General features: G+C 67.9%; 10 protein-coding genes. 7 read left to right on the top strand and 3 right to left on the bottom strand.

What is annotated here, in order from left to right; all coding sequences use genetic code 11:
- Positions 1-14: 14 nt before the first annotated feature.
- Positions 15-359 (bottom strand): hypothetical protein, encoded by a 345-nt coding sequence (locus QO011_RS20395; RefSeq protein WP_307275664.1) that lies wholly within the window; start codon positions 357-359, stop codon positions 15-17.
- A gap of 179 nt (positions 360-538) precedes the next feature.
- On the opposite strand from QO011_RS20395, the gene QO011_RS20390 reads away from it, so the two are divergent.
- Positions 539-1756: an MFS transporter gene (locus tag QO011_RS20390; RefSeq protein WP_307275662.1), complete on the top strand. Its 1218-nt coding sequence runs from the start codon at positions 539-541 to the stop codon at positions 1754-1756.
- Between the two features lie 21 nt (positions 1757-1777).
- Here QO011_RS20390 and QO011_RS20385 read toward each other — a convergent pair whose 3' ends face one another.
- Positions 1778-2869 (bottom strand): hypothetical protein, encoded by a 1092-nt coding sequence (locus tag QO011_RS20385; RefSeq protein ID WP_307275659.1) that lies wholly within the window; start codon positions 2867-2869, stop codon positions 1778-1780.
- A gap of 369 nt (positions 2870-3238) precedes the next feature.
- Between QO011_RS20385 and QO011_RS20380 the strand changes: the two genes are divergently transcribed.
- The 5 genes from QO011_RS20380 to QO011_RS20360 all read left to right on the top strand — a co-directional run bounded on the left by QO011_RS20380 (position 3239) and on the right by QO011_RS20360 (position 9455).
- On the top strand, positions 3239-4276 hold the full coding sequence (locus tag QO011_RS20380) for a LacI family DNA-binding transcriptional regulator (protein ID WP_307275656.1): 1038 nt from the start codon (positions 3239-3241) through the stop codon (positions 4274-4276).
- Positions 4277-4339: 63 nt separating this feature from the next.
- Positions 4340-5614, top strand: a complete 1275-nt coding sequence (locus QO011_RS20375; RefSeq protein WP_307275653.1) for an ABC transporter substrate-binding protein — start codon at positions 4340-4342, stop codon at positions 5612-5614.
- Positions 5615-5707: 93 nt separating this feature from the next.
- Complete coding sequence (locus QO011_RS20370; protein WP_307275649.1) at positions 5708-6634, top strand: carbohydrate ABC transporter permease; 927 nt, start codon at positions 5708-5710, stop codon at positions 6632-6634.
- Entirely contained in the window at positions 6634-7491 is an 858-nt protein-coding gene (locus tag QO011_RS20365; protein ID WP_307275646.1) for a carbohydrate ABC transporter permease, read from the top strand. Before QO011_RS20370 ends, QO011_RS20365 begins: the two co-directional genes overlap by 1 nt.
- Before the next feature lie 23 nt (positions 7492-7514).
- Entirely contained in the window at positions 7515-9455 is a 1941-nt protein-coding gene (locus QO011_RS20360; protein ID WP_307275645.1) for a glycoside hydrolase family 127 protein, read from the top strand.
- A gap of 105 nt (positions 9456-9560) precedes the next feature.
- Here the strand turns inward: QO011_RS20360 and QO011_RS20355 are convergent, their stop codons facing one another.
- Positions 9561-9941: a nuclear transport factor 2 family protein gene (locus QO011_RS20355; RefSeq protein WP_307275643.1), complete on the bottom strand. Its 381-nt coding sequence runs from the start codon at positions 9939-9941 to the stop codon at positions 9561-9563.
- 579 nt (positions 9942-10520) lie between these two features.
- Here QO011_RS20355 and QO011_RS20350 point away from each other — a divergent pair.
- Positions 10521-11831 (top strand): ABC transporter substrate-binding protein, encoded by a 1311-nt coding sequence (locus QO011_RS20350; protein ID WP_307275641.1) that lies wholly within the window; start codon positions 10521-10523, stop codon positions 11829-11831.
- The last annotated feature ends 203 nt before the right edge of the window (positions 11832-12034 follow it).

Genomic DNA, 12034 nt, shown 5'->3' with positions numbered 1-12034 from the left:
TCCCCGGACGACGCCTAAGGCGGCGAGCCGTAGGTCCGATAGACCGTGCGGACGTGCAGCGCCTTTGCCGCCGCCTCCTTCCAGGACGGCGGCATCAGGCGGCTGACGAAGAGCTCGGCCGAAGCGATCGCCAGGAAGGCCGCGGCGCAGGCGGCCCAGGCCAGCACCCAGCCGCGACGGCCGACGGCGCGCGGCGCCAGCGGCCGTCCCCGCATGCGCGGCAGCAGGATGCGCAGCGCCGCGATCAGCCAGAGCAGCCAGCCGAGGATGCCGGGGACGATCAGGCCCTCGCCGCCGCCGACATCCCAGCCGAGCAGCAGCACCCAGGCTCCGACGAAGATCAGGATCGGCACATCCATCGCGGACCGGCGGCTCCGGAAAGGTCGAGGCCGGCTGGTATCCCATTCCCGCCCTGACGCCAATGCCGGCGGGGAACATTGTGCTTGATCGAACCGTCCCGCCAAGCTCAACTGCAGCATGCAATCCGACGGAGTCGGCGCGTCCCGGGCCGGCATCAGCCGGTCTGGAGGAGGACGCCATGACCCTCACGCTGCAGCAGAAGAAAACGGTGCTCGCCTCCTTCCTGGGCTGGATGCTCGACGCCTTCGATTTCTTCCTGCTGACCTTCCTGCTCAAGGACATCGCCAAGGAATTCGGGACCGAGGTGCCGAGCGTTGCCTATGCGCTCTTCCTGACGCTGGCGATGCGCTTCGTCGGCGCCTTCATCTTCGGCCGGATCGGCGACCGCTGGGGCCGCAAGCCGGCGCTGATGCTCGACATCGTCTGCTATTCCGTGATCGGCGCGCTCGCGGCCTTCTCGCCGAACCTGATGGTTTTCCTCATCCTGCGCACCCTGTTCGGCATCGCCATGGGCGGCGAATGGGGGCTCGGCAGCTCGCTCGCCATGGAATCGATCCCGCCCCAGGCGCGCGGCCTGGTCTCCGGCATCCTGCAATGCGGCTATCCCGCCGGCTTCCTGCTCGCCTCCATCGCCTATGGCCTGCTCTACGGCCGCACCATCGGCGACTACACCATCGGCTGGCGGGCGATGTTCCTGCTCAGCATCCTGCCGGCCTTCATCGTGCTGTTCATCCGCTCGCACGTGCCGGAGTCCCCGGCCTTCCTCGAGGCGCAGAAAGGCCCGAAACCAGGCCTCTGGGACACTTTGAACGCCAATTGGAATCTGGTGATCTATTCCGTCGTGCTGATGATGTGCTTCAACTTCTTCAGCCACGGCACGCAGGACCTCTATCCCACCTTCCTCATCAAGCAGCACGGCTTCGATCCCGGCACGGTGAGCTGGATCAGTATTGTCGGCAATCTCGGCGCCATCGTAGGCGGCCTCACCTTCGGCGCCCTCTCCGAAAGGATCGGCCGGGTGAACGCCATCACCATCGCCAGCCTGATCGCCCTGCCGGCCATCCCGCTCTGGGCCTATTCCGTGACGCCCGTGATGCTCGCCGTCGGCGCCTTCGTCATGCAGATTGCCGTTCAGGGCGCCTGGGGCGTGATCCCGGCCCATCTCAATGAATTGTCGCCAGGGCCGGTCCGAGCCACCCTGCCCGCCTTCATCTACCAAGCCGGCAACCTGCTAGCCGCCATCAACGGCCCATTGCAGGCCAAGGTTGCCGAGGCACCAGGCAACAGCTACGGCTTTGCCCTGGCGCTGGTGGCGGGCATCGTCGCCGTGGCGATCATCGTCGTCATCCGCTTCAGCCCGGAGCGCCGTGGCGAGGTGCTGTCGGCCGCGCATTGAGCGCGATGGCCGGCGCGCCGCTCAGCCGGCCTGCGAGCGCGCCTGGCGCGGCGGCAGCTGCACCACCACCGAGGTCTCCGGCACCGGCTCGGGCGGGTGCACGCGTACGTAGCGCCGGCTGGGCCGGCGCAGGTTGAGATGGAAATGCGGCAGGAGCGGATTGGCGTAGGCCTCGACGAAGTCCTCCAGCATCCACACCGCGCTTTCCATGCTGGTGAAGAACTCGGCGAAAGGCGCCGCCGCCAGGTCCGCCTCGCTCAGGATGTGGGCGGCCACCAGGTCATCCCGCAGGTTCTCCGGCCAGCCCGCCAGCCGGTTGGCGGCGCGCCCGAGCCGCGCGGGATAGGCCTGCAGCCCCGGCTCGCTGCCGAGCTCCCGCTCGGCCAGCTTGAGCTCGCCGCGCAGCTCGGCGATCCACTCCATGACGAACCAGCTGTCGCGCGCATCCGGCGTCAGCGTCTTGCCCGCCGCGGCGTGGCGCTGGTCGAGCGTCGCCCCGTCCGGCTTCTGGTAACCCTTGGCCTTCGGACTATGGCGGGCCTCCACGTGCTCGACCAGCGCCGCCAGGGAGCCCTCGTAGAGCTTGCACACCGCCTCGCGCAGCTCCGCCGAAGCTTCGTAGCGGTGCCGCTTCTTGGCGGCGTCCTCGACACCGAGGTCGTCCCGCGCCAGCTCCTCCTCCAGCTTCTGGCAAGCGGTCTCGCACGGCCCGTGCAGCGCGTCCATCATCTGCTCGCGGCCGACCAGGGAAACGCTGGCCATCTCCACCTGCACCAGCGCCGCGTGGAGGTTGGCCACCGCAGCGTGGTCCTCCTCCTCGCTCGCCATCAGGCTGAACAGCCGCCGCTCCGCCTGCAGCGTCGCCACCTCCAGCTGGGTGGCACGCTCGGCATATTCGAGCCCGAGCCGCACCGGCCCGAAGCTCGAATCCTGCCTGGTGCGCTGCTGCCAGTCGAGAAGGAAGAAGCGCCGCTCCCGGGCGGGGAGATTGGAGAAGGCGCGCGATTCCCGGTGCGCCGCTGTCAATCCGTCTCCGGCCAGCCGTGCGAGCTCTTCGGCGAGTTCGAAATGCCGGGAAGCCTGCCAAGTGTATCTGGTTTCCGAAGACGTCATGAAGAACTCCGCCTGAAATCCCTCATCCCATGCTAGACTGCATGCTGCATTGCGGCAATGAGAAATCACCCCTCGTCCGGCCGCCCCCCGCAGCCCGTCGCAAGCCACGCCATTCCCCTAGGGAATATGCTCTCATTCGGCGCCCATGCGCAAGAGCGGCGCAACACCGCCCGGACTCGGCACGGCGGAGCAGAGGCGAAAGGCTCTCAGGCGAAAGGCTCTTGCCGGCATGGCCGGAAACTCGTATGAATCCGCCTGAGAAAAGCTTTTCTCAAACAGGCCTTCCTCCCCGGCCGTTCGCAACGGCCGATTTTTCGAGAGGATTGCGCAAAGCTTTTCCCAACTGGGGCGAAACCAGCGTTGGCCGGGATGGACGGTGTCACCGAGGAAACAGTTCGACGCCGCCCGGCAACGCTGCGCGACGTCGCCCGCGCCGCCGGTGTCAGCGTCGCCACTGTCTCCAAGGCGCTCAACGACCAGGGCCGCATGACGGCGGAGACCCGCGCCCGCATCCGCGAGGTGGCCCGGGTGCTCGGCTTCCGGCCGAACGGCCTGGCGCAGAGCCTGTTGCGCAACCGCAGCTTCACCGTCGGGCTGCTCACCAACGACACCTATGGCCGCTTCTCGCTGCCGGTCATGGCCGGCATCTCCGAGGCGCTGGTCGACAACGGCGTCTCGGTGTTCCTGTGCCATGTCGAGGACGATCCGCGGCTCGGCCAGCTCCATGTCGAGGCCATGCTGGACAAGCGCGTCGACGGCATCATCGCCACCGGCAAGCGCATCGACCGGCGCCTGCCGGTCGACCTGTCGCAGCTCGGCATCCCGGTGATCTACGCCTTCACCGAGCCGGCGCCCGGCGCCATCGCCTTCGTCTCCGACGATGCCGGCGGCGCCCGCCTGGCCGTGGAGCACCTGGTGCGGCTCGGGCGCCGGCGCATCGCCCATGTCACCGGGCCGGCGAGCTTCGCCGTGGTCCATACCCGCGCCGACGCCTGCGGCGCCGCGCTCGCCGCCGCCGGCCTGCCGGCCGGCGCGCCGCTGATCGGCACCTGGTCGGAAAGCTGGGGCCATGCCGCGGTCGAGACGCTGCTCGCCGGCCTCGAGCCGCCGGACGCCGTCTTCTGCGGCAATGACCAGATTGCCCGCGGCGTCATCGACGGGCTGCGCGAGCGCGGCATCCGCGTCCCCGGCGACGTCGCCGTCGTCGGCTTCGACAATTGGGAGATCATGGCCGGGCAGACGCGCCCGCCGCTGACCTCGGTCGACATGAACCTCGCCGCGCTCGGGCGCGAGGCGGGGCTGACGCTGCTTTCGCTGGTCGACGGCAAGCCCGTCGAACCCGGCATCCGGACGCTGCCGTGCCGGCTCGTGGTGCGGCAGTCATGCGGCCGCCCGCCGGGCGGCTGACCAGGCAAGCGCCCGCCCCGGCTGCCAAGCCGCGGGACGAAGGCGCGAAGGGGAGGAGGAACGATGAGGAAGCTCTTTGCCGGGCTCACCGGCTTATCGAGGGCGGGCGCGCTGGCGCTCGGCCTGGCCGCCGCCGCGGCGGGCTCGTCCGGCGCCGGCGCCGAGACCGCCAACATCTGGGTGCGCGCCGACGGCTCCAACTTCATGCCGCGCGTGGTCGAGGCCTTCAACAAGAGCCACGGCGACCAGATCAAGCTCGACATCATCCCCAATGCCGAGATCATCCCGAAATACGGGGCGGCGGTGGCCGGCGGCACGGCGCCCGACGCGCTGTCGCTCGACCTGATCTACACCCCGGCCTTCTCCGCCGCCGGCGAGCTGGAGGACATCACCGACTGGGCGAAGTCCCTGCCCTATTTCGACCGGCTGTCGCCGGCCCACGTCAAGACCGGCACCTACAAGGGCCGGATCTACGGCCTGCCCTTCTCCGCCGACAGCTCGGTGCTGATCTGGAACAAGAAGCTGTTCAAGCAGGCCGGCCTCGATCCGGAGAAGGGACCGACGAGCTGGGCCGAGATCGCAGCCGACGCGGCCAAGGTCAACGCCCTCGGGGGCGACATCAAGGGCTTCTACTTCTCCGGCAATTGCGGCGGGTGCAACATCTTCACCTTCACGCCGCTGGTCTGGGCCTCGGGCGGCGACATCCTCAACGATGACGGCTCCAAGGCCGAGCTCGACAGCCCGCAACTGCGCGGCGCCATCGACCTCTACCGCGGCATGGTCAAGAACGGCTACGTGCCGGAAGGCGCCGCCACCGATACCGGCGCCAATTTCTTCGCCGCCTTCGCCACCGGCAAGGTCGGCATCGCCCCCTCGGGCGCCTTCGCCATCGGCGCGCTCAACACCCAATATCCCGACATCGACTACGGCATCACCTTCCTGCCCGGCAAGGACGGCGGCTGGTCCTCCTTCGCCGGCGGCGACAACCTGGTGGTGACCAAGGGCACGAAGAAGATCGCCGTGGTCAAGGCCTTCCTCGACTATGCCTATTCCCTGGAGGGCCAGACCATCCTGGCCAAGTATGGCAGCCTGCCGGTGCGCGGCGACATCGCCGAGGCCGCGCTGAAGGAGCTCGACCCGCGCTACAAGGTGGCGGCCGAGGCGATGGCCAAGGGCCGGACGCCCTACACCGTGGTGTTCAACGACCTGATCAACTCGGCCAACGGCCCCTGGGCCCAGATGATCAACGAGGTGATGTTCGGCGACGACGTCGACGGCTCCATCGCCAACGCCCAGGCCACCATGCAGTCGATCATCGACGCGGCCGAAAAGAAATAGGCCGGCGCCGGCCGTCCTGCCGCGGCGGCCCCGCCTTCCCATAGGGCGGGGCCGCCGCCCTTCCCCATCGCTTCCCCACCGCCGGAGCTCGCGATGACCGCCATCGTCCATGACGCCCGTGCATCCGCCGTGCGGGCGCGCCGCGTCCGCATCGGCCGCGACCAGTGGGTCGGCCTGCTCTACGTCGCGCCGGCGCTCGCCTTCGTCGGGGTGTTCTTCATCCTGCCGCTCGGCATGACCGGCTGGATGTCGCTCAACGACTGGCCGCTGATGGGCACGCACCGCTTCATCGGCCTCGACAACTATGTCGCGATCCTGAAGGACCTGCGCTTCTGGAACGCGCTGAGGTTCACCGCCTGGTACACGCTGGTGGTGACGCTGGCGATCTTCGCGGTGGCCTTCCCGCTGGCGCTCCATGTCGAGCGGCCGCGGCCGCTGAACGGGCTCTACCGCACCGCCTATTTCCTGCCCGTCGTGGTCGGCTTCGCCTCGGCGAGCCTGCTCTGGTCCTGGCTGCTCAACGTCGATGCCGGCCTGTTCAGCCCGGCGGCGGCCACGCTCGGGCTGACGGCGAAGAAGGTCAACCTGCTCGCCACCTTCGACCTCGCCTTCTGGTCGATCATCGTCATGGTGGTGTGGAAGGTCGCAGGCTTCACCATGGTGATCCTGATGACCGGCCTGCAGTCGATCCCGGCCGAGCTGCAGGAGGCGGCGAGGCTCGACGGCGCCGGCGCCTTCGCGCGCCTGCGCCTGATCACCCTGCCGCTGATCCGCCGCACCATCGCGCTGGCGCTGATCCTCTCGGTCACCGGCTCGGTGCTGGCCTTCGACCAGTTCTACATCATCCTGCGCGGCGGCCCGCGCAACCAGACCCTGACCGCGGTCTACTGGATCTTCAACCAGTCCTTCGTGTCGTTCAAGCTCGGCTACGGCGCGGCGCTCTCCATGGTGCTGCTCGTCATCCTGGTCGTGCTCAGCCTGGTGCAGCTCAGGCTGCTGCGCAACCCGGAGGGCCTGTGATGACCACCGCCGCCAACGCCCGGCGCCGAGCAGGACTCGCCGGGCTCGGGCACGGCTTCGGCCTTCTCGTCGCCGCGATCTTCGTCGCCCCGATCGCCTGGACGGTGCTCTCCAGCTTCAAGCCGCCGCTCGAGGCGCGCCAGCCCCCGCTGCCGCCCTGGCCGACATCGGGCGCCTCGCTGCAGAACTACGTGACGCTCGACAGCTTCGGCGACGGCCTCTGGCATGCCGCGCAGAACAGCCTCTACGTCGCCGGCCTCACCGTCGCGCTCACGGTCGTGGTCAGCCTGCTCGCCGGCTACGGCTTCTCGCGCTTCCACTTCCCCGGCAAGGGCCTCCTCTTCGTCCTGATCCTGTCGACGATCATGATCCCGTTCCAGTCGATCCTGACGCCGATCTTCCTGATCCTGACCCGGCTCGGCCTGCAGAACACCCTCACCGGGCTGGTGCTGGTCTATGTGACGCTGCAGCTGCCCTTCTCGATCTTCATGATGCGCAACGCCTTCGACGCCGTGCCGCGCGAGATCGAGGAGGCCGCCCGCATCGACGGGGCGGCCAGCCTGGCGCTGCTCGTCAAGGTGATGCTGCCGCTGGTCTGGCCGGGCCTCGTCACCGTGGCGCTCTTCGCCTTCCTCAACGCCTGGAACGAGTTCCTGGCCGCGCTGGTGCTGATGACCGACCAGTCGCAGTTCACCCTGCCGATCATGATGACCGCGGTGCAGTCCGGCCGCTTCGGCGCCATCGACTGGGGCGCCGTCCAGGCCGGGGTCACCGTGATGATGATCCCCTGCCTGATCCTCTTCCTCCTGCTGCAGCGCTACTACATCCGCGGCCTGACCGCCGGCGCGGTGAAATAGCCCCGATCCCGATGGAGACCGCCATGACCCAGGCCGACGCCGCCGCCGCGCCCCGCGCCCGCTTCCGCCCGCCCGCCGTGCCCGATGTCGAGGTGCGCGGCTTCTGGGGCGCGCGGATCGACGCGGTCGCCTCCCGCACCGCCGACATCCTCTACCAGCGCTGCGTCGAGGCCGGCATGCTGGAGCAGATCGACCCGGACCGGCCGGTGCCGGCCCAGAGCATCCCCTTCCACCTCGACCACGACTTTACGGCCTCGACGGTCACCACCCAGATGTTCTGGGATTCCGACCTCGGCAAGACCATCGAGACCGCCGCCTATTCGCTCTATCGCCGGCCCAATCCGGCGCTCGAGGCCAAGGTCGACGCCGTCATCGACATGTATGCCAGGCTGCAGCAGCCGGACGGCTATCTCTCCAGCTGGTACCAGCGCATGCAGCCCGGCCGGCGCTGGACCAACCTGCGCGACTGCCACGAGCTCTACTGCGCCGGTCACCTCATCGAGGGCGCGGTCGCCTATTATCAGGCGACGGGCAAGCGCAAGCTGCTCGACGTGATGTGCCGCTATGTCGACCACATCATCTCCGTGTTCGGTCCCGGCGGGCAGGAGGGCTATTGCGGCCACGAGGAGATCGAGCTCGCCCTGGTCAAGCTCGCCCGAGTGACCGGCGACGAGCGCTATATGGCGCTCGCCAAGACCTTCATCGACCGGCGCGGCCAGGAGCCGCATTATTTCGACGGGGAGGCGCGGGCCCGCGGCGACGAACCGAAGACGTTCCACTTCAAGACCTACGAGTACAACCAGTCGCACGAGCCGGTGCGCGACCAGGACAAGGTCGTCGGCCATGCCGTGCGCGCCATGTATCTCTATTCCGGCATGGCTGACATCGCCACCGAGTACGGCGACGACAGCCTGCGCGTCGCGCTCGACCGGCTCTGGGACGACCTCCATTCCAAGCGGCTCTACGTCACCGGCGGGCTCGGCCCCTCCGCCGACAACGAAGGCTTCACCGCCGACTACGATCTGCCGAACGAGAGCGCCTATGCCGAGACCTGCGCCGCCGTGGGCCTGGCGTTCTGGGCGAGCCGCATGCTCGGCATGGGCCCGAACGCGCGCTATGCCGACTCCATGGAGCTCGCCCTCTACAACGGCGCCATCTCCGGCCTCTCCCTCGACGGGGCGACCTTCTTCTACGAGAACCCGCTGGAGAGCCGCGGCGACCACCACCGCTGGACCTGGCACCGCTGCCCCTGCTGCCCGCCCAACATCGCCCGGCTGACCGCCTCGATCGGCAGCTACATCTACGGCGTCGCCGATGACGCCGTCGCCGTGCATCTCTACGGCGACAGCACCGCCCGGCTGGAGGTCGGCGGGCATCCCGTCCGCCTCACCCAGGCGAGCCGCTATCCCTGGGACGGGGCGGTGCGGATCGAGGTCACGGTCGAGGCGCCGACGCGCTTCACCCTGCACCTGCGCATCCCCGGCTGGTGCCCGCAGGCGAGGCTCGCCGTCAACGGCGGGGCGGTCGACCTCGCCGCCGCGACCCGCAACGGCTACGCGACAATCGAGCGCGACTGGCAGAACGGCGACAGCGTCACCCTCGACCTCGCCATGCCGGTGCAGCGCCTCTATGCCAACCCGCAGGTGCGCCAGGACGCCGGCCGGGTGGCGCTCCGGCGCGGGCCGCTGATCTACTGCCTGGAAGCGGTCGACAACCCGGTGCCGCCGAGCCGCATCCGCCTGCCGCGGCAGGCCCGCTTCGAGGCCCGCTTCGAGCCGGATCTGCTGGGCGGGGCAACCGTGCTCGCCGGCGAGGCGGAGGCCGAGGCCGTGCAGGATTGGGACGGGGCGCTCTACCGCAGCGAGCCGCCCGCCGCCGAGCCGGTGCCGATCCGGGCCGTGCCCTATTTCGCCTGGGACAATCGCGAGCCCGGCGAGATGCAGGTCTGGCTGCGCGGCGGCTGAACGTCGGGGCGCCGCCCCGAAAGCCGGCACCGGCCCGAGGGCGGCACGGCCGCTCTCCCCGCCTTCCGCCGGCATCCGCGACAGCGCGCACCTGTCGCGCCGATGTCATCCCATCGGCTCGACCCAGGCCGCGCGCGAAGGACCCGGCTCGAACGCATCGGCAAAATACTGGGTCTCGCGAGCCACCTTGCCGTCGAGGAACTCCATGACGCTCACCGAATAGGTCGGCCGGCCGTCATAGGCGAGGATGAATTCCGTGACCCAGAGGTCGCCCGTGCCGACGATGCGGCGCACCCGGAAGCGCTTCGCGTTCGGTTGCGCGACGCGAGAGGCCTGAATGTTGTGCCGGCCCCTGATCCGTTCTCCCGATTGCGGGTACTCGAGCACTGCGTCCTCCCGGTATATGGCGTGCTCGACATCGAAATCATTGGCGTCCGAGGCGGCCCAGTGGCGATCGAGCGCCTGTCGAATCTCATGCTCGTCCATGCTGCTACCCCGATCCTCGTCGTTGAAGCCCGGCCGCGCCGTGCCATCGCACGCTGACCGTCCAGGGCGACCCGGAGGCTGTCGGGGACGGCCTCCGGCATATCGGCCCCGATGACGATTGTTCAAGACCGGTCGTGCTCGCCCACATGCGTCTTGCAATTTCCTTCTGCAAGATGTTACAAAAATGCGACTGAACGTCTTTCGGCGCTTCTTCCTGTCGAAATCTGCCAGGGTGCCCATGCTGCAGATCCGTCGTCGGCGGGAGTGCGAAGCTTTGCCGATTGGCCGAAATCGCAAGCGGAGGCAAAGAGGTAGTCTGCAAGACGAAATCCCGAGACTGGAGGCAGAGCTACTTCAACTAAAGCGTGTAAGTTTTCTTTGTGGAGATAACAATACAGTTATAAGTTGGAAACGCCTGAAGCAAGAAAGGGCGTGACAACGAAATATGCGGCCTGCTCAGGCGCAGATCCCCAAGAACAACAAGCAGATACCCTGCACTAGGAGTTTGTGGCGTGCCATCCGGTCCTGGCGCGCCGCACAACAACAAAAATGACCTGACTGTCACAGAAGGAGGAAACGATGAAATTCCTGGCCAAGATCGGCCTGTCGCTGACGGCGCTGCTGCTTGCGGGTGCCGCGGCGCGGGCCGAGACCATCACCGTCGCCACCGTCAACAACGACGACATGATCATCATGCAGAAGCTCTCCTCGGAGTGGGAGAAGGCGACCGGCAACAAGGTCAACTGGGTGGTGCTCGAAGAGAACGTGCTGCGTCAGCGCGTGACCACCGATATCGCGACCAAGGCAGGTCAGTTCGACATCGTCACCATCGGCGCCTATGAAACGCCGATCTGGGGCAAGGCCGGCTGGCTCGCCTCGCTCAGCGATCTCGGCGACGACTACGACTACAAGGATGTGTTCGAACCGCTGCGCAACGGCCTCTCGGTCGACGGCAAGCTTTATGCGGTGCCCTTCTACGCCGAGAGCTCCTTCACGCTCTATCGCAAGGACCTGTTCGAGAAGGCCGGGCTGACCATGCCCGAGCAGCCGACCTGGGACCAGATCGCCGAGTTCGCCGACAAGCTCACCGACAAGTCGAAGGAGCAATACGGCATCTGCCTGCGCGGCAAGCCGGGCTGGGGCGAGAACATGGGGCTGATCACCACGATCGTGAACACGTTCGGCGGGCGCTGGTTCGACATGGACTGGAAGCCGCAGCTGACCTCCGATCCCTGGAAGGAGGCCGTCAAGTTCTATGTCGACCTGCTGAAGCGCGACGGGCCGCCGGGCGCCACCTCCAACGGCTTCAACGAGAACCAGGCTCTGTTCGCCAGCGGCAAATGCGCCATCTGGGTGGACGCGACCTCGGCTGCCGGCCGCCTCTACAACAAGGCGACGTCGAAGGTCGGCGATGTGCTGGCCTTTGCCCAGCCGCCCATCAAGGTGACGCCGAAGGGCGCGGGCTGGTTCTGGGCCTGGTCGCTGGCCGTGCCGTCCTCCACCAAGAAGCTCGATGTGGCCAAGTCCTTCGTCAAGTGGGCCACCTCCAAGGACTATGTCACCCGCGTCGGCGAGACGCAGGGCTGGGTTGCCGCTCCGCCCGGCACGCGCCAGTCGACCTATGACAATCCGGAGTACAAGAAGGCTGCTCCCTTCGCCGACATGGTGCTGAAGTCGATCCTGACCGCCGATCCCACCAACGCCACGAAGGACCCGGTGCCGTACAAGGGCATCCAGTTCGTGGCGATCCCGGAATTCCAGGGCATCGGCACGTCAGTCGGACAGGCCATCGCCTCGATCCTCGCCGGCCAGCAGCCCGAGGACGCAGCCCTCGGTGCCGCGCAGGATGACGTAACCCAGACGATGCAGCAGGCCGGCTACATCAAGTAGTCGCCTGCGCTCTCGAGGCTCCGGTCGTCCTCCCGCGCCCGGAGCCTCTTCTTGAAGAGACGCCTTCCGTCCGGATCTCCTGCAAGGCCCCCATGTTCCTGAGGTCGACCAACCGCCGCGCGGTGCGCACGGGCCCGCTTCTGGCGCCGGCGGTGAGCGTGCTGCTGATCTGGATGATCGTGCCGCTGGCGATGACGCTGTGG

The sequence above is a fragment of the Labrys wisconsinensis genome (assembly GCF_030814995.1).
Taxonomy (GTDB): Bacteria; Pseudomonadota; Alphaproteobacteria; order Rhizobiales; family Labraceae; genus Labrys; species Labrys wisconsinensis.
The sequence above is the reverse complement of the archived record's forward strand: the minus strand, read 5'-3'. Positions and strand labels throughout refer to the sequence as shown.